Source organism: Aurantibacter sp., from assembly GCF_039941195.1.
In the GTDB taxonomy this organism is placed as follows: domain Bacteria; phylum Bacteroidota; class Bacteroidia; order Flavobacteriales; family Flavobacteriaceae; genus Aurantibacter_A.
Genome location: NZ_JBDVFA010000076.1, coordinates 1 through 18,948 on the forward strand (window position 1 = coordinate 1; position 18,948 = coordinate 18,948).

Here is an 18,948-nt window from a genome sequence, read left to right on the forward strand (position 1 = left end):
GCACTGAAAGCCCCCAAGAAGCATATTTCTTTTACTATCGAGTAAATGAATTAATGGGTGTGCGCTATGGGAAGTGGAAATTATATTTTCCACATAGATATAGAACCATGAATGGACAAGAACCTGGTAAGGATGGGTTACCGGGAGATTATAGAATGATTGATATGGAAGAAATTGAATTATATGATGTTGTAAATGATATTAGTGAAACAAAAAATGTCGCATCTGTAAACCCAGAAATAGTGGAACAAATAAAGCTATTATCCAACAATATGCGTTCCAAATTAGGAGATTCTTTATTAGAATTAGATGGCAGTGAAACGAGAGAGCCGGGCAGGTTAGATACGAAATAACTAAATCAAAATTAGGTTTATGATTAAAAGAAGAAAGTTTATCAGTACAACATTGAGTGCTTCTGCTGCGCTTACCATACCTCAAAAAACTTTTGGCACCACTAAAACATCAGAACACAACAAGTTGCTTTTACCAAAACAACTAAAAAAAGGAGACACTATTGGTATAATAGCACCCGGATACGCCATTACATCTGAAATTTTAAAAAATACCATTCACACCCTAAAAAGAATGGGGTTTAAAACATATAACACCAACCGTATTCTTGGTAATTCTGGTTATTTCAGCAATACAGATAAAGAACGAGTAGATGATTTAAACGAAATGTTTAACAACCCTAATATTGATGGAATTCTTTGCGCTAGAGGCGGATATGGCTGCACAAGAATTATGCACTTAATAAATTACAATTTAATAAAAACTAACCCTAAAGTACTTGTTGGGTTTAGTGATATTACATCGCTTTTAAACGGTATTCATAAAGAAACGGGGTTAGTTTGCTTCCACGGACCTGTTGGAAGTACATTAGATGATTCTTATAGTATTGAAAAGTTAGAAAATATCATTATAAATCCCAAAGAAAGTTTTACAATAAAAAATGTAATTCTATCGAATAACAAATTAAAGAACAATAGCGAATATGAGCGCTACACCATAACTGAAGGCGCAGCAGTTGGAAGATTATCAGGTGGAAGCTTAACCTTAATTAATGCACTTATTGGCACACCCCATGAAATCGACTTTACCAACGCTATTGTATGTATTGAAGATGTGGAAGAAGCTCCTTATCGAATTGATAGGATGCTTACGCAACTAATACAAGGTGAAACTTTTAAAAATGCTGCAGGAATTGTATTTGGTGTATTTGCTGGATGCGATAAACCAAAAACATCCAAATCTTTCACCTTAAAGGAAGTAATAATGGACCGAATAAAACCGCTAGGAATACCAGCTGTTTACGGAATGAGTTTTGGTCATATCAAAAACAATTTCACCTTCCCGATAGGCATTAAAGCTAAACTAAACACCTCCACGATGAGTATTCAACTTTTGGAAAAGGCTGTGAAATAAAAAAAGAACATTTGAAACAAACTTTTAAATTCAAACAATTCACGGTAAATCAAGATCAATGTGCTATGAAAATTGGTACAGATGGTGTTTTGCTAGGCGCTTGGGTATCTTTAAATAAAGAACCAAACTCAATTTTGGATATTGGTTCTGGAACTGGAGTAATTGCACTGATGCTAGCCCAACGTAGCAATGCCGAAACTATTGATGCCATTGAAATTGATGAAGATGCGTATGAGCAATGTGTTGATAATTTTGAAGTTTCCGATTGGGCTGATCGTATGTTTTGCTATCATGCTGCTTTTGACGAATTACTCGAAGAAATAGAAGATAAATATGAGCTAATAATTTGCAACCCTCCATTTTATGAGCCTCCCCTTTCAGTTACTAATGGGGATGTAGCAGTAGATTCATCAAGAAAAAAAGCTAGATTTTATGACGCACTACCCTTTGACGAACTAATTCATGGAGTTTCACTCTTATTAGAATCCAGCGGCACATTTGCCACAGTAATTCCTTTTAACGAAGAAGAAAACTTCATTAAAATGTCGGCTCAGCATAAATTATTTCCCAAAAAGATTACCAGAGTAAAAGGAAACGAAAATGCTAAAATAAAAAGAAGCCTATTAGAGTTTACATTTCATGAGCAAGAAATTAATAGTAATGAACTAATTATAGAAACTGCACGACATATATATACGGCGCAGTATATCGCGCTTACTAAAGATTTTTATTTAAAAATGTAACAATTTGCAAAGGTAATGTTGCGTTTCATAACTATATTTGATAAAAACACGCCGACATGAAACCGGATCTTTTTGAAGCACCAGACTATTATAACCTTGATGATTTACTTTCAGATGAACACAAACTTGTTCGTGATGCGGCAAGAAGATGGGTTAAGAGAGATATCTCACCCATAATAGAAGAATATGCTCAAAAGGCAGAATTCCCTAAACAAATTATTAATGGTTTAGCCGAAATTGGAGCGTTTGGCCCATATATTCCTACGGAGTATGGAGGGGCCGGATTAGATCAGATTAGCTACGGCATTATCATGCAAGAAATAGAACGTGGTGATAGTGGTGTTCGTTCAACGGCATCAGTTCAATCTTCATTGGTAATGTATCCAATTTATCAATATGGTTCAGACGCGCAACGAAAAAAATATTTACCAAAATTAGCTACAGGCGAATTTATGGGGTGTTTTGGTTTAACAGAACCTAATCATGGATCAAACCCAAATGGAATGGAAACCAAATTTAAAGATATGGGTGACCACTATTTATTGAATGGTGCTAAACTTTGGATTTCAAATTCCCCTTTTGCAGACATCGCTATAGTATGGGCTAAAAATGAAGCGGGTAGAATTCACGGACTCATTGTAGAAAGAGGCATGGAAGGTTTTTCAACCCCCGAAACACATAATAAATGGTCGTTAAGAGCATCTGCAACTGGCGAGTTAATTTTTGACAATGTAAAAGTGCCTAAAGAAAATCTACTGCCAGGTAAAAATGGTTTAGGAGCTCCACTTGGATGTTTAGACTCTGCGCGATATGGAATTTCTTGGGGTGCTATTGGAGCAGCTATGGATTGCTACGATACTGCATTACGATATGCTAAAGAACGGGTACAATTTGGAAAACCCATAGCGGCTTTTCAGTTGCAACAAAAGAAATTGGCTGAAATGATTACAGAAATCACCAAGGCACAATTATTAGCCTTTAGATTAGGACAACTAAAAAATGAAGGCAAAGCAACCTCTGCTCAAATTTCTATGGCTAAAAGGAATAATGTGGACATGGCTATTAAAATTGCTAGAGAAGCCAGACAAATATTAGGAGGTATGGGTATTACTGGCGATTACTCGATAATGCGCCATATGATGAATCTCGAAAGTGTAATTACTTATGAAGGAACACATGACATTCATTTACTAATTACTGGTGCTGATATTACCGGTTTTCCTGCATTTCAGTAAGAAAGAGTTTTTAATACTTTTCGTAGGACAGTACCAATTCATCATCAGCAATTTGTGGATTATCCGCTGCAGTCAATTCTAGTTTATCATTATTAACGACATAAGAAAATTGAGCTCCTGAATCAAAAACAATTATATTTCCTTCAACCGAATATTCACCATCTGCATTAGTTAAAAATTTAGTTTCTGCAGAATTCTCCACATCTAACCTACTTCCTAGAAAAGTAATTTGATGCGTTCCGAAGTCAACATTCTCATCAAAATTACAATAACAAGCTGCATTTGTTAATATCCATTTTCCTTCCAATTCCGTATTAATTACACCAACATTTTCTTTAGTACAAGAAAACAATGCTAGGATAAATACTAAAATGACGGCAAATTTTTTCATTTTGTCAAGATGGATGGCTACAAATACAACGTAAAAAATCTATTTTAAATTATATGTAATGCCCACTTTTTAATGAAAAATTGCACCTAAAAATCAAATATCAATCCTTTCACAACAGAATTACCCAGTTTCACATCATTTTTTTTACACAATTAGATGCTGTTCGTATGTTTGACATGTAATAAAAAACGAATAAAATTTTTTCATTTTCATATAGTGTTCTCGTAAAAGAGCTCCGATCGTAAGACGGAGCTCTTTTTAGTTTATAGCAATTCTATCCACGACTTAAATGAAAATACTAAATCAAGCAAAAAGATCCAAAATTGGTTTACCATGCCCATCTGGTGTAGTATAAAAAGGTCTTCCTTCAATTGTATAATTAGTTTGCGAATCAATTCCTAAGGCATGATAAACAGATTGATGAATTTGATCTATTACTACAGGATTTTCTATAGATGAACAAGGACGTTCATCCGCTGTTTTGCCATAGACCATTCCTTTTTTTATTCCTCCACCCCACATTAAAACAGAACTGCCATCTGTAAAGTGACGATGCATTCCATAGAATTTTTCATCTTCAATTATATCAGGTTGATTCACCTGATCTTTAACCTTTAACCCTGGACGTCCTTCCATAATAGCATCTCTACTAAATTCACTTGCTAAAATAATTAACGTTCGGTCTAAATGGCCCGATTCATTCAAATCCTTTATTAATTGAGCAATCGGCCTATCTATGAGTTCTTTCATTTTAGCTGCGCGCAAATGTCCATTTTCATGCGTATCCCAACCCAAGAAAGGCTCATATTCCGTTGACACACTAATAAAACGCCCTCCATTCATAGCTAGTCTTTTTGCTAAAAGACAACCCAAACCAAATCTACCGGTATTATAAGTGTCATAGGTTTCTTTAGATTCTTCAGATAAATCAAAAACTTTTGCTTCAGGAGAATTTAATAATCGATATGACTGCTCCATAGAACGCATTAACGACTCTCGTTGATAATCACTCCCATTTTCCATGACCTGACTATTGTTTGCCAATTCTTTATACAATTTATACCGCGCCTCGAATCTTTTCATTGACATACCTTGTGGAGGACGAACACTGTCAAGTCCGGTTGATGGATCAGGAATTAAAAATGGGCCATATTCCGTACCCAAGAATCCAGCCGAATGAAATGCTTTTAATTCTTCTGCCTCACCTACAGTAAAACGTTGTCCCATAGCTATAAAAGGAGGAATTACATCATTCACAGGACCTAACTCTTTTGCTATCCACGCTCCTAAATGTGGCGCTTGTACCGATTGTGGTGGTTCATAACAGGTATGCCAATGGTATTGATGTCGAGTATGTAAAATGTGACCTAAATCTGCAGATTTATAAGAACGAATGATAGCGCCTTTATCCATTACGTTTCCAATACCTTCAAGTCCTTCAGAAAAATCGAGTCCATCCACAATTGTAGGTGATTTCGGAAACGTACTTAAAATCCTCTTACTCTCCACTCCTTTTTTATAAGGCACATAAGCCTTAGGATCAAAAGTTTCAGTATGTGCCATACCACCAGCCATCCACAACAAAATCACTGTATCAGCTTTTGATGCAAGTGCTTCTGTCCTGCCACAAGAGCTTAAAAAATTAGCTGTAGGAATTGTTGTTGCAGCTGCACTTAGACTTGCTGCAGTCATTTTTTTTATAAATTCTCTACGCGATCTATTATTTATTGAATCCATCTTAATAAATAAATTGAAATTCAGGTAAAACCAATACCGTCCAAAATAAATCTTGTACCGTTTCTTTATTAACAGTACTTCCGAATGCATCAGTTATGATTTTTTTCTCCATTGATGTTGGGCTTCTACCTAATAATTTTTGATACAGATTTTCTGTGATTTTTTCACTTTTATTGCCAATTGTATTTAACCAGAACGTAGCCCCTTCATTTAAAACAACATTAAAATACTCCCCGTTGGTGAGCTCTAGTGCCTGAAGCAAAGTAGCTTGTTCGTCTCTGGTGGTTGTAACATTTTCTCTTGATGGTCTACCGAGTGCCTTCATAAACGGATGTTGTTTCACCAAACTGGCTCTCGCTATTTGTTGCTTGCTATTATCAAAATTAAATTCAACCAATTTACCCCAGTTCGCTGAACCATAATTCTGAGTTTCTTTCCATTCAGAATCATCAAAATTTATTTGAACCCAGTCAGCATCCGGCAACACATCTGTACTCTTCCAATTTTTATCTGAATCAACATCTATTTCTTCGCCATTTTCTAAATAAAGTCGCATACCAAATAAAATCCCTGCAGGATTCGCTATTGTCCCTTCATTATTAGCAATTATTGCAACTGTGTTATTTCCTGGGATTAAATACTTTGAAACTTCAATTTTATCAACCTCTCGCCAATTATTTCCTTTCCCAACTTCTTCCCCATTAATCTGCAATGCATATGAATGATCTACCGAAATTAAAACTAGTGCTTTTTCAATATTCGCAATTGGGACTTTTATTTGTTGACGAAAATATCGGGTACCCGGCTCTGGCAACACAGTTCTATCAAATTTAACTTCGCGATGCCAAAACCTTTTGTCCTTTAAAATCTTTCCTGTTGGATCGTACTCAACTGTAGGATACAATGGAGCAATGGTTTTACTTACTGCATCTGAAAACTGCTCTGCACTCAATCGCCTAACTAAAGGACCTTGAAAAACATAATCGCCTTTTATTGCTTCTAAAGTTGAATACTTTGCCGTTGCTAATTGATATGTTTTAGAGCTTAATATTTGACGCATTAAGTGCTTTAAATCATGTCCTGAATCAATAAAATCTGAAGCCAGCCAATCTAAAATATTTGCATCCCAAGGCTCCTTATCCATTTCATCAACCGGCTCCACTATGCCTCTACCCATAAATTTTTTCCAGATACGATTTACGAGCGTGCGATACATTCGACCGTTTTCTGGTTTTATAATTACTTCGGAGAGTAATGCTAAACGCTCCATTACAGTTTCAGCATTTACATCACCCAGTTCGGGGTATAAAAAACTAACCTTTGCCATTTTCCCAATGGGCTTATCACAACGATTTAATTCTAAAACTGAATCAGCGAAAATTGCTGCAAAGCCATAAGATTCTTCTAGTGTTAAATTGCTTACAAAACTATTATGACAAGAGGCACATTTTACATTCACACCAAGCAACGATTGTCCTATATTTTGAGCAGCTTGCATTTCTGTACGCTGACTGGCATTTACAACACCACGCCATTGTATACCTTTTATAAAACCTTCAGATTCGGCCGTAGGATTGATTAATTCTTTAACCATTTCGTCATATGGTTTGTTTTGTTCTAAACTTCTATATAACCAATTAGTAATTTGCTTTCTACCTCCTGTAATAAATCCCGGGCCACTATAATCATTTCGTAGTAAATCGTTCCAGAAAGTCAACCAATGTTGCGTATAATTTGTAGTATCATTTAGCAATTTATTTATTAGTACATCTCTTTTATGCGGATTTTGATTTTCGATGAAACTAGTAACTTCACTGGGACTTGGTAATAAACCCACCACGTCTAAGTAGGCACGACGAACAAACATATGGTCGTTCACCTTTTCAGGCCATGAAATATCTTTCTTCTTAAAATACTCATCGATCAATTTATCCACTGGGTGTTCTTCCAAACTACCTTTTGGCAAATTAGGTCTAGTAAGTGCTAAATCTGCTTCTGGAAAAACCTTCAGTGCTTGATCGGACCAATGCGCACCATTTTTAATCCAAAGTTTAATTAAGGCAATTTCATTTGGCTTTAACACCTTGCCTTTTTTAGGCATTACTTCGTCATCGTTTGGTGAAAGTGAAACTCTTCTAAAAAGTTCACTTTCTTGTGGCTTACCTTCTACGATTATTACACCCGATTCTCCACCTTTATAAACTCCTTCTTTATTATCTAATTCGAGACCCCCTTTGCGTTTGTTCTCACTATGACATTGATAGCAATTATGAGCGAATATTGCTCTAACTCCTAAATTCAATTTATCTTGTTGGTTCATGGATAATGAATCCACATCTTTAAGTTTAGTCAAAAGCAATGCAGTCGCATCATTGTCATTTTCAGATTTGTCATTTAAAAACACATTAGTCAAATAATCTTCGCCATGTGTAATACTAGACCCTAAATGACCTGCTACAGTTAATAACAACACTGTAATTACAAGACTTATGCGGTAAACTAAAAAACTTGATAATTTCCCCTTGAGGCTTTTAGATAATAAGAATACAGAAAGTATTGCAAATGCAGCTGTAGCAATTCCTACATTCTGATGGTTCTCAACTAGTTGACCACTATAATCGTCTTCCGTTTTAAGAAGCCAACCAAATAGCGCAGATAGCATGGCAAAAAAAGCACCCAAATACAACATCCATTTAATACCCTCGCGCAACGAAGGTCTTTTACCACGTATAGTAAGAAGTTCAAAAAAAAGTGCAACAACCAAAAGACCAATCGGAAAATGCACAACCATAGGATGCAGTCGCCCTAATAACTGAAATACCCAATGACTTTCTTCCATCCTTCTAATTTAAGAATATTCTTTAAGCCATTGCTGTTCTGTTTTATTCAAAACAATATTCTCCCAATTTGAAGAAATGCTTCATAATACTGAATTTTACTACAACTTTACACTTTTGCTACAGTCACCTTTATGGACTTGCTTATTGGAGTTTTGCTTCTATCGGCATAATGATTATGAGGCACTAAAATATTGGTCTCCGGAAAATAGGCCGCCAAATTACCCTTTGGAATGTTGTAAGGAATTATTAGAAATTTATTTGCAGTCCTAATTTTGCCATCATAATTACTTCGAATATCAACCACATCAAACTTCTTTAAATTTAATTTAGAAACATCCTCCGCATTCATAAAAAGCACTCTTCGCTCATTATATACTCCTCGGTATCTATCATCCAAACCATAAATCGTGGTATTAAATTGATCATGCGAACGAATTGTCATCAACATGAATTCGTTGAGACTTAAGTGATGTTGTGGCAAACTATTAATTGTAATCTTAGCTTTCCCGTTCGATAATTTACTGAAATCCAAGTCGCGCACATTATTAGGCAAATAATAACCTACACCTTTAGATCGAGCTTCTGTACCTTCAAAACCTTTGATTACTTTATCAATAAAAGAACGTGTTAATTCGTAATCTTCTCCAAGCTTCTTCCAATTGACCGTATGCTTACCTTGAAAATAATCATCAGCCAATTGACCAATAATTTCAGGCTCGCTCATTAATTCCTCAGATGCTGGCTTTAATACCCCTTTAGATTGTGTAACACGCCCCATACTATTTTCAACTGTAAAGTGACGTTGCTCGCCATTCTTCATATCCTTTTCAGAACGACCGATAGTTGGTAGAATTAATGCCGTTTTGCCAGTTACCAAATGTGAACGATTTAATTTGGTACTTACTTGCACCGTTAACTCGCAGTTTTGCATTGCCTCTGCCGTATATGCAGTATCAGAAGCAGCCATTAAAAAATTTCCTCCAAGACACATAAAAACTTTTCCCTTACCTTCATGCATTGCTTTAATAGCATCTACAGTATCAAAACCTTCTTCAGTTGGCGCTTTAAAACCAAGGTGTTTTTCTATTCGTTTATTTAAATATTCATCAACGAAATGCATAATACCAACACTGCGATCACCTTGTACATTACTATGACCACGAACTGGACATGTGCCTGCATTTGGTTTACCAAGCGCTCCTTTAAGCAACAATAAATTAATATATTCTCGTATTGTTTCTACTCCATTTTTGTGCTGCGTTAAGCCCATGGCCCAACAAACCACTATCTTAGATTTACGAGCTAACAATTCAACTAAAATGTTTATATCATTATTATCCAAACCGCATAAACTAAGCAGCTCCTCCTCATTATGCTGGGCAATATCTGCAATCAATTTTTCATACCCTTCAGTATATTGTTCAATAAAATTATGATCAAAAACCGACTGATTTTCAACATCTAATGCTGCCAATTTTTTTATAACCAACTTCATTAATGCAATATCTTGATTGATATTTACTGCTAAATGTAAATCTGCTATTGCACTCGGACTACCGAACCAACCTTTTACCTGTTGTGGATTTTTAAACTCTACTAAGCCTGATTCTTCAAGAGGATTAATACTAACAACTTTTCCGCCATTCTCTTTGCATTTTGCCAAAGCCGATAACATTCTTGGGTGATTGGTTCCCGGGTTTTGACCCGCAACAAGAACGACCTCTGCTTCGTATAAATCCTCTAGCTTTACGGAACCTTTACCAATTCCCAAAGTTTCGCCTAATGCTATACCGCTAGACTCGTGACACATATTTGAACAATCAGGCATATTATTAGTTCCTACAGCGCGCGCAAACATTCCATATAAGAATGCGGCTTCGTTACTCGACCTACCAGAGGTATAAAAAATAGCCTCATTTGGAGAATTAAGCTTATGTAATTCATTCGAAATCAAACTAAAGGCATTCTCCCAAGTAATTGACTCGTAATTAACCTTTCCCGGAAGTAAAACCATTGGCTCTACTAATCTTCCAAATTTATTTATTTGATAATCTGTAAGTTGGGATAATTCTTCTACCGAATGTTTCTTAAAAAAATCAGCATCAATCTTTTTGGTAGTCGCCTCATCTGCAAGTGCTTTTGCTCCGTTTTCACAATATTCTCCAAGTTTAGAAGGCTCTTCAGGATCAGGCCAGGCACAACTTGGGCAATCAAAGCCGTCTTTCTGATTCATCTCAAACAATGCACTCATTGAACGAACAATACCCATCTCTTTAAATCCATGTCTAAGGGCTTCTTTTACACCAAGTGCTCCAGCTGCAATCCGCACTGGCTCTTTCAATTCTAACCCAGTAAATTCTGTAGACCCCGTAATAGAGACTTTTCTTGTAAATTCTCGCATCCTATAAAGGTAATTATTTTGAAAAACCTGTGCCTTATTACTATTGATTATAACTGCTCCATTTTGTTTCTTATTTTAGTACTTTTAGAAACTAGACTAAACCTTAAAACCAAATCATGAATTTCAAGACCAAACATTTCAATTCATTATCAACTCTGTTAATTATTGCGCTGCTCTCTGTTTTCACATTGCAATCTTGTAAAGAAAAACCAAAAAAAAACGATGCAGAATTAGCTCCTGAAGAGATTACTTCAAGTGATGATTTCAAATCAATTTTTGATGGCACAACATTAAATGGCTGGAATGGAGACAGCACATACTGGAGTGTTGTTGATGGAACTATTGTTGGTGAAATCACCCCAGAAACCCTATTAAAATCAAACACCTTCATTATTTATGAAAATGACCAATTGGCAGATTTTGAATTAAAATTAGAGTTTAAAATTTCAGAAGATGGAAATAGCGGTATTAACTACCGTAGTGACCAATTAGACACCATACCCTATGCTTTACGAGGTTATCAGGCAGATATCGATGGGAAGATTCGGTATACTGGTCAAAATTACGAAGAACGCAAACGAGCAACCCTAGCCTATAGGGGTGAAAAAGCAGAGATAACCGCTCAGGATAATGCGGATGTAAAAGGTTCTTTACGAGGTAACGTAAAAAATAACTGTTGGCAAAATCGCAATATTTTAAGGGAACTAGGGAATTCAGACAGTCTGAAAACAAAAATTAAAAGTAACGACTGGAATGCTGCTCATTTAATCATTAAAGGGAATAAATTACAACATTATATTAATGGTGTTTTAATGAGTGAGGTAATCGATAACGATAGCATAAATAGTATGACAGCTGGTAAATTAGGCATGCAAGTGCATGTTGGCCCACCTATGAAAGTTGAATACCGGAATATTATGTTGAAGGAGTTGTAAAGTAAATACACATCTCTTTATATGAAGAATCTACTATTGCTAATCGCAGCAATATCGGTAATTGGTTGCAAACAAAAAGATACTGCCCTAAACAAAGTAGTCCCTCAGGAAGAAATGCAAAAGATCTTTAACGAGATTAAAACGCCTTTTAAATACGGAGTGGTTATTGAACAACCCGACGACAATAAGATGGTTGATAGCCCGACTATCTTTCGCAAAAACGATATCTGGTATATGACTTATATAGTTTTTAATGGTCAAGGCTATGAAACTTGGCTATCAGAAAGTGAGGATTTGCTCCATTGGAAATCGAAAGGGAAAATACTATCATTTACGAAAGACACCTGGGATGCTAATCAAAAAGCAGGCTACGTTTCACTTGTAAATACCGAATGGGGTGGCGATTATGCTTTAGAAAATTACAACGACAATTACTGGATGACCTATTTGGGTGGAAATACTGTTGGCTATGAAGCTGGCACATTAAAAATAGGCTTAGCCAACACTGCTACCCCAACATCGGCTGCGCTTTGGAATACAAACCACTCTCCGCTTTTAACCCCAGAAGATGAAGATGCTCGATGGTTTGAAAACAAAACCATTTACAAAAGCTTAGTTATTCGAGATAATGCCAAACTTACTGGACATCCCTTTGTAATGTATTATAATGCAAAAGGAGTTAAAGACAACTTTGAAAGTATTGCCATGGCGGTTTCAGACGATATGCTTTCATGGGAACGATTTGGGGAAAATCCAGTTATAACTAGAGGAAAAGGGATTTGTGGAGATGCTCAGATTGCGAAAATCGATGATATTTACGTTATGTTTTATTTTGGCGCCTTCTGGAAACCTGGAGCTTTCGAACGTTTTGCTTGTTCGTACGATTTAATACATTGGACAGACTGGGAAGGTGAAGACTTACTAGCGCCTTCTGAAACGTATGATAAAGAATACGCCCACAAACCTTGGGTTCTAAAATGGAAAGGTGTTGTTTACCATTTTTACAATGCTGTAGGTGATAATGGTAGGGTGATAGCATTGGCCACTTCTGAGGATTTGAAAAAATAAAACCACAACAATCAAACAATAACCCACCACTCTTAATTTACCTCAACTTTTCTCCTGAAAAACCCGAACACTCGTCTTCATTTCTGCGTAGCGCGGATCTTGTATATAATCTTGTTTTAGCATTTTAATAACCTCTATGCTTAAAAAACCGAATTCACTAACCACTTTACCATAAAAACGATAAATACCTCTTCCTGTGAAATAATACTGCGCAGCAACTGGAGGAAAATGCACTGAATCGAAGACTTTACCTTTTTGATCAATCATTGTAGCAAAATACATGCGTTTTCCATCATGGGTTTTTGTATTCTTAAAGGTTACCAGATACCCATAAATATCAATATGATGTCCTAAAAATCGGTCTAAATCCTCAACATTCCTATTGTTTTTGGGTGGTTCTGCCAGTAATTCGAACGGGCTACACAAACAAAAGCCTAAAAGCTCTAATTGCGTAAATGCCATTTCTAAAACGGTAGTATGCAATTGTGGAATCTCAAAATTCTGATGCTTCGGTGGAAACAATTTCGGGTGATCTATTTTCACATTTTTATTAAGAAACAGATGCGCTTTCCAAAGTAATTTATGCTTGTTTACCCCCGTAAACCGAAAAGCATCAATACGAATGAGAATACTCATCTGATCAATACTAATAAAAACGCGATCTAAAAAATCTTCTAAAGAACTAAAACTTCCGTTGGCTGTTCTATCTTTTATAATTCGCTCTGCAATTCTATTTTCTAATTCATGTAAATAACCAAACCCAAGATAAATAGCCTTTCCATAAATCGTATTTTTATTAAAACTTCTATTAATACAAGGCGGATTTACTGTTGCACCCATCATTCGAGCTTCGTGCACATAAAACTCTGGACGATAAAAACCACCGCCATTATTAAGTACAGCTACCATATATTCTAAGGGGTAATAGGCACGCAAAAACAAGGTTTGATAACTTTCCACCGCATAAGAAGCTGAATGCCCCTTAGCAAATGCATAACCCGCAAAGCTGGCAATCTGCTCCCAAACCTCTGAAATGAGCTTTTCTTGGTATGCTTTCTTTCTACAATTCTCAAAAAACTTTTCTTTTACTTTTTGAAACTCTTCACGTGAACGAAACTTACCACTCATACCGCGCCGCAACACATCAGCTTCGCCCAAATCTAAATTTGCAAAATGATGCGCTACTTTAATAACATCCTCTTGGTAGACCATTACCCCATACGTGTCTGGCATAATTTCCAACATAACAGGATGCGCTCTTTCTTTATCTCGCCCTGGATTTCGATGACGAAGAATGTATTCTCGCATCATGCCACTTTTCGCAACACCGGGTCTAATTATTGAACTTGCCGCCACCAAACCAAGGTAATTATCAACCTCCAACTTCTTTAAAAGCATACGCATAGCGGGTGATTCTACATAAAAACAACCCATACACTGTGCACTCTTAATTAATGCATTAACCGACTGATCGGTCTTAAATCGACGCACGTCATGAATATCAAAAGTGTTAATTTTTTCAGGCTGATTATACCCAATAATATCAACGGCCTCGCGTATTTTCGAGAGTCCACGCTGCCCAAGGATATCAAATTTATAAAGTCCCACGTCTTCAGAAATAACCATATCAAACTGAACGGTCGGAAAACCTTTGGGTGGCAGGTGAGTTGCAGCAAACCAATGCAAGGGTTTTTCACTAATTAATATGCCTCCTGCATGAATACTTAGGTAATTTGGCATACCCATAATTAGACCGCCATATTTTATAACCAAACGCGATACCTCATCAAGCTGTGAAGGGCTATATTTTCCGCCAGAAAGCATATCAATCTCACTTTTTGGAAGTCCGAATACCTTACCTAATTCACGAATAACTCCTCGTTCTTTAAAGGTGACATAAGTACCCAAAAGCGCCACATTTTTAAAGCGATTAAAAATATATTGAGTAACGGTTGGTCGATCGTGATGCGAAAAATCGATATCAAAATCTGGTGGATTGGCCCGATACAAATTCATAAAACGCTCAAAATATAAATCTAATTCCATTGGATCTACATCGGTAATACGCAAGAGGTATGCAACAATACTATTTGCACCACTGCCCCTACCCACGTAAAAAAAACCTTGTTTTCGAGCAAAACTGACAATATCCCAATTAATCAAAAAATAAGAAACAAAACCCATGCTTTTAATAAGCTCCAACTCTTTTGACACACGCTTTAGAACGTCTTCTCCCCCATCGGGATACCGATACGGTAAACCTTCTTGACAGAGTCGCTCAATCATTTCTTCGTCCTCTTGCTTAGTGGCTGTATATGTTTTAAGGTTTTGTGGCTTTCGTTTACTAGAAAAATCAAAATGTATTACACAAGAATTAAGTAGTCGCTCTGTATTTTCAAGAATAAAGGGAAATTCCGAAAAAGCTACCGCTAAGTTCGCTACTGGAAAAATCTTCTCATTCTCATTAGCCTCTTCACTTTGCTCTAGCTTACTCAGCAATATATTATTGTCGACAGCTCGCAGTAATCGATGCGCATTAAAATCAGCTTTATTACGAAATGTAACAGGCTGCTGTACCACTAACTTATCTCTCATTTTAGCTAAGCGCGAAAAAGGCAGTTTTCGTAAATCGGCTATTGAAATACCGATATACTCATAATCTGTAAACGTTATTTGCTCATTCTGCAGTACTTTTTCAAAAGGATAAACCACATAAACATCTTCAAATTTAGGAGCAATTAACGGCAGCTCTTTCGCTTCGTGCAAATGCTTTGATAGAAAATTATTTAAATTTAAATACCCTTCGTTATTTTTCGCAATACCTACAAAACATTGATCTACTCCGTTTCTAAAATCAATACCAAGTATAGGCCTTACATTATATTCAGGGGCCTTACGCACAAAATTTAAAGCACCCGAAGTATTATTAATATCGGTTAGTACCAGTTGTGTTACATGATTCTCTTGTGCAAGTCGCAAGAGTTCTATTTCGGAAAAAGTTCCGAAGCGAAGACTATAATATGTATGACAGTTTAGATACAAAGATTGTTCGTTGTTCGCTGTTCGTTGATAGTATTTTGCTCAACCGACAACTATCAACCAACAACTAGATTATTGCTTTCGGTGTGCTAAAACGATTGGTGGTTGCCCATTAAATGGATTATTCATTCGCCCAATAGTACGTGCGCCCATAGCTGCAGCTCGAATCACACTTTTATCACCATACTTTTTTCGAATATGGTCCATAGCCTGATAAAGGTTTAAAGCTTCTTCGGTATCTTCAAATAAGTTTATTTGATAATTACCACTTACCAAATGGGTAAACCGAACTCCAATTAAACGCACTAATAGCCTTCTGTTATAAAGTGTTTTAAATAGCTCTAAAATTTTCGGAATTAAAATATGATCAGCACTGGTATACGGTATTCGCACCTGTTTTGAATAAGTGTTATAATCGGAATACCGAATTCTTACCGCTATGCAGGCCGTCAATTTTTCACCTCGCCGTAACTGATAAGCCAAATTTTCTGTCATTGCTATTAAAATGCCTCTCAACTTTACAACATCAATAGTGTCTTTATCAAAAGTGCGCTCTGTGGAAATAGATTTTCGTTCCCAAAACGGAATTACAGGTGTGTGATCAATACCATTGGCACGTTTCCAAATTACTGCACCATTTTTACCCAATACACGCCGCATAACATCTATTGGCATTTCTTGTATCGTGCCCACTTTTCGCAAACCTAAGTTTCTGAGCGTTTGATATGTTTTATCGCCCACCATGGGTATTTTTTTTATAGATAAGGGCGCCAAAAATGGTTTTTCTAAACCATAATCAATTTTCAATTGGTTATTGGGTTTCGCTTCCCCCGTTGCCACTTTAGATACTACTTTATTACCCGACAAGCCAAAAGAAATAGGCAAACCTGTTTCTTTAATAATTTTTTTTCGCAACTCGGACGCATATTTATACGAGCCAAAAAAGCGATCCATTCCGGTGAGGTCTGCATAAAATTCATCGATACTCGATTTTTCAAAAAGTGGCACATGTTCCTTAACAATTTCGGTAACAAGATTAGAATGTTTGCTATATGTACCTGCATTACCTTTAATTCGTATGGCCTCAGGACAGAGTTCTTTTGCCATTTTCATGGGCATGCCCGAGTGAATACCATACCCACGTGTTTCATAACTACAGGCAGCTACTACTCCACGGTCGCTAAGACCACCTACAAGAATAGGCTTATTCTTTAAACGACTATCTAAAAGTCGTTCAACAGACACAAAAAAAGTATCTAAATCGAGATGTAAAATAGTTTTATTCATGCGTTACAAAAGAGAACGCTAATATATGGATTATTTCCAATTTTTTGGATTATTTCCAATTTAATAACTAAAAAAACACCCTGCATAAAGCAAGGTGTTTTACAAATTCATTTTCAAAATCTACTTCTCGTAAAAGAGCACGCTAGTCAAAGGCAAAACCTGTTGATATTCTAAATATTAAGGCATACATGCCCACTATTATTAAAAAGAAGGTAAACCATGTTAAAACCTTCAAATAGTTCTTAATAACATAATTGCTAAAATTTCTGAAAGCCTGTAAATAAATTTCTTTAATAAGTAATGTTGTCTTCATAATCACTTCATTTAATCGTTAAACATTAGTTAGCGATACAAAGGTCATGCTACATTAAGGATTTAATTGGAATACTAGTTCAAATGGAGGTGATACTAGGCAAAATACATGTTATTGGGCTTTCAGCAAGATTACTTGCACTTTAAAGAAGTATGTTGCTTTAAGTTGATATGACACAAGAATTTGAAAAACAGCACATTAAGATTTTCCCATCGAAAAACCCTACACCTATAGTAAGATGCAGGGTTCCGACCTAACCAACTCAAACATGAAATACTATTTTCTTACTGAACTTTAAAATCAAAAACCTCTGATTGCGAAGTATTACCTACATTATCTTTGGTTATTACTTGCCAATAATAGGTTTGTCCTGAAATTACATTAGCTGACATTGAACTCTGAGAGGTAGCACCAATATTTGTTGAAGGTGTAGCTACTGTACCAAAAAGCACTTCAAATTCAGCAATATCATTATCAACATCACTTCCTTGCCATTCAAGAGTTGTAGCCGTCATTGCAGCAACAGATTCTCCCCTTCTAGGACTAACGACTGAAGCAGGAAAAGGCGCATAATTTGTTACTCCTTCACCAGCATTGTAAAATTTCCAAGTTGCGCTTACTGGCATAGCATCAGAATTATTACTTCTTGTAACAACAAACCATTCATAAGGAGTATTACTTTTTAATGTAATAATAGATTCGTTGGTTGTTACTTCCGTTTTTTGAGTATCTCCATTTTCTAGATTCTTTATATTAACCTCATAACTATCTGCGTTTTGCGAAGCTTCCCACATAAAAGTTATTGCACTTTGCAAATCGTTGACTGCGTCACCTTTTGTACACTCAGAATTATTTTCAGGAAAAACTAAAGTTACACTACCTGGGTCGCCTATTGGATTTGAATTAGAACCGTCATCCTTACTACCTGGACACGCAGTTAACACTACTAGCAATAGTAACGACATTATTAGTTTTACTACTCTCATTGTTTTATTATTTTAAATGTTTTTGTTTCTCCATCTATCAAAACAGACAACAAATAAACTCCTGCTGTTAGGCCATCGGAATCAAGTTTAATCTCACTTGTATTGGGTTCAATATTTTTTTGAAATATGGTTCTACCATCAAAAGTGTTTAATTGTATTGGTAACGAATAGCTATATGTCTTGCTAAGTGCTACTGAAATCGCTCCACTTTGTACGGGATTAGGATATACGACAACCACATCATTCAAATCAAAATTCTCCTCATATAAACCTTGACAAAATTTATCCGTCTTAATTGTCAATTTTGTTATTGATGTTCTTAATGGAATCGTTACTTCCGATTCACTGGTTACAATTACTTCATCATTCAATGAAATAGTATACTCATCAGCACCAGACAAATTTAAGCTTACCGACTTAGCACTTAAATTCACTTTTGAACTTACCGACAGTGCTTCGGGCTGTGCAACAACTACATCAAAACAACTCGAATAGCCTGTTTGACCATCTACAGTAATACACACATTATAAGTGCCTCCTTGTAAATC

General features: G+C 36.1%; 14 protein-coding genes and 1 pseudogene. 6 read left to right on the plus strand and 9 right to left on the minus strand.

From position 1 onward, the window contains the following. From ABJF52_RS12655 to ABJF52_RS12670, 4 genes and pseudogenes are all read left to right on the plus strand, one after another. Positions 1–353 (plus strand): annotated as a pseudogene (locus tag ABJF52_RS12655) (arylsulfatase); the annotation flags it as partial. A 19-nt stretch (positions 354–372) separates the two neighbouring features. Beyond that, positions 373–1,425, plus strand: a complete 1,053-nt coding sequence (locus tag ABJF52_RS12660) for an LD-carboxypeptidase (protein WP_348150738.1) — start codon at positions 373–375, stop codon at positions 1,423–1,425. 11 nt (positions 1,426–1,436) lie between these two features. Next, positions 1,437–2,168 carry a methyltransferase gene (locus tag ABJF52_RS12665; RefSeq protein WP_348150741.1) on the plus strand — a complete coding sequence of 244 codons (732 nt, stop codon included), beginning with the start codon at positions 1,437–1,439 and terminating at the stop codon, positions 2,166–2,168. A 56-nt stretch (positions 2,169–2,224) separates the two neighbouring features. Further along, entirely contained in the window at positions 2,225–3,403 is a 1,179-nt protein-coding gene (locus tag ABJF52_RS12670) for an acyl-CoA dehydrogenase family protein (protein ID WP_348150744.1), read from the plus strand. A gap of 10 nt (positions 3,404–3,413) precedes the next feature. Here ABJF52_RS12670 and ABJF52_RS12675 read toward each other — a convergent pair whose 3' ends face one another. The 4 genes from ABJF52_RS12675 to ABJF52_RS12690 form a co-directional block, all read right to left on the minus strand. After that, complete coding sequence (locus ABJF52_RS12675) at positions 3,414–3,794, minus strand: hypothetical protein (protein WP_348150746.1); 381 nt, start codon at positions 3,792–3,794, stop codon at positions 3,414–3,416. Positions 3,795–4,097: 303 nt separating this feature from the next. Then, positions 4,098–5,531, minus strand: coding sequence for a DUF1501 domain-containing protein (locus ABJF52_RS12680; RefSeq protein WP_348150750.1), 1,434 nt, complete (start codon positions 5,529–5,531; stop codon positions 4,098–4,100). 1 nt (position 5,532) lies between these two features. Next, positions 5,533–8,370 carry a DUF1549 domain-containing protein gene (locus ABJF52_RS12685; RefSeq protein WP_348150753.1) on the minus strand — a complete coding sequence of 946 codons (2,838 nt, stop codon included), beginning with the start codon at positions 8,368–8,370 and terminating at the stop codon, positions 5,533–5,535. Positions 8,371–8,477: 107 nt separating this feature from the next. Further along, positions 8,478–10,772 (minus strand): FdhF/YdeP family oxidoreductase, encoded by a 2,295-nt coding sequence (locus ABJF52_RS12690; protein ID WP_348150756.1) that lies wholly within the window; start codon positions 10,770–10,772, stop codon positions 8,478–8,480. A gap of 116 nt (positions 10,773–10,888) precedes the next feature. Between ABJF52_RS12690 and ABJF52_RS12695 the strand changes: the two genes are divergently transcribed. Together ABJF52_RS12695 and ABJF52_RS12700 are read left to right on the plus strand one after the other, a co-directional pair. Then, positions 10,889–11,707 carry a DUF1080 domain-containing protein gene (locus tag ABJF52_RS12695; protein ID WP_348150758.1) on the plus strand — a complete coding sequence of 273 codons (819 nt, stop codon included), beginning with the start codon at positions 10,889–10,891 and terminating at the stop codon, positions 11,705–11,707. 21 nt (positions 11,708–11,728) lie between these two features. After that, entirely contained in the window at positions 11,729–12,775 is a 1,047-nt protein-coding gene (locus tag ABJF52_RS12700) for a glycosylase (RefSeq protein WP_348150760.1), read from the plus strand. A gap of 42 nt (positions 12,776–12,817) precedes the next feature. Here ABJF52_RS12700 and dnaE read toward each other — a convergent pair whose 3' ends face one another. The 5 genes from dnaE to ABJF52_RS12725 form a co-directional block, all read right to left on the minus strand. After that, a complete protein-coding gene (gene dnaE / locus ABJF52_RS12705; protein WP_348150763.1) occupies positions 12,818–15,817 on the minus strand; it encodes a DNA polymerase III subunit alpha in 3,000 nt (999 codons plus the stop codon). A gap of 69 nt (positions 15,818–15,886) precedes the next feature. Continuing rightward, positions 15,887–17,101, minus strand: coding sequence for a DNA polymerase IV (locus ABJF52_RS12710; protein ID WP_348150766.1), 1,215 nt, complete (start codon positions 17,099–17,101; stop codon positions 15,887–15,889). A gap of 142 nt (positions 17,102–17,243) precedes the next feature. After that, positions 17,244–17,414: a DUF6747 family protein gene (locus ABJF52_RS12715; protein WP_348150769.1), complete on the minus strand. Its 171-nt coding sequence runs from the start codon at positions 17,412–17,414 to the stop codon at positions 17,244–17,246. A gap of 284 nt (positions 17,415–17,698) precedes the next feature. After that, positions 17,699–18,400, minus strand: coding sequence for a hypothetical protein (locus ABJF52_RS12720; protein WP_348150772.1), 702 nt, complete (start codon positions 18,398–18,400; stop codon positions 17,699–17,701). Then, on the minus strand, positions 18,397–18,948 hold a 552-nt coding region (locus ABJF52_RS12725; RefSeq protein ID WP_348150775.1), incomplete at its 5' end, for a T9SS type A sorting domain-containing protein. The genes ABJF52_RS12725 and ABJF52_RS12720, both read right to left, overlap by 4 nt.

What these genes read in the sequence shown, in the direction of transcription:
- ABJF52_RS12660 (WP_348150738.1), top strand. Translation starts at nt 373, where the DNA reads ATGATTAAAAGAAGAAAGTTTATCAGTACAACATTGAGTGCTTCTGCT.
- ABJF52_RS12670 (WP_348150744.1), top strand. Translation starts at nt 2,225, where the DNA reads ATGAAACCGGATCTTTTTGAAGCACCAGACTATTATAACCTTGATGAT.
- ABJF52_RS12675 (WP_348150746.1), bottom strand. Translation starts at nt 3,794, where the DNA reads ATGAAAAAATTTGCCGTCATTTTAGTATTTATCCTAGCATTGTTTTCT.
- ABJF52_RS12680 (WP_348150750.1), bottom strand. Translation starts at nt 5,531, where the DNA reads ATGGATTCAATAAATAATAGATCGCGTAGAGAATTTATAAAAAAAATG.
- ABJF52_RS12685 (WP_348150753.1), bottom strand. Translation starts at nt 8,370, where the DNA reads ATGGAAGAAAGTCATTGGGTATTTCAGTTATTAGGGCGACTGCATCCT.
- ABJF52_RS12690 (WP_348150756.1), bottom strand. Translation starts at nt 10,772, where the DNA reads ATGCGAGAATTTACAAGAAAAGTCTCTATTACGGGGTCTACAGAATTT.
- ABJF52_RS12695 (WP_348150758.1), top strand. Translation starts at nt 10,889, where the DNA reads ATGAATTTCAAGACCAAACATTTCAATTCATTATCAACTCTGTTAATT.
- ABJF52_RS12700 (WP_348150760.1), top strand. Translation starts at nt 11,729, where the DNA reads ATGAAGAATCTACTATTGCTAATCGCAGCAATATCGGTAATTGGTTGC.
- ABJF52_RS12710 (WP_348150766.1), bottom strand. Translation starts at nt 17,101, where the DNA reads ATGAATAAAACTATTTTACATCTCGATTTAGATACTTTTTTTGTGTCT.
- ABJF52_RS12715 (WP_348150769.1), bottom strand. Translation starts at nt 17,414, where the DNA reads ATGAAGACAACATTACTTATTAAAGAAATTTATTTACAGGCTTTCAGA.
- ABJF52_RS12720 (WP_348150772.1), bottom strand. Translation starts at nt 18,400, where the DNA reads ATGAGAGTAGTAAAACTAATAATGTCGTTACTATTGCTAGTAGTGTTA.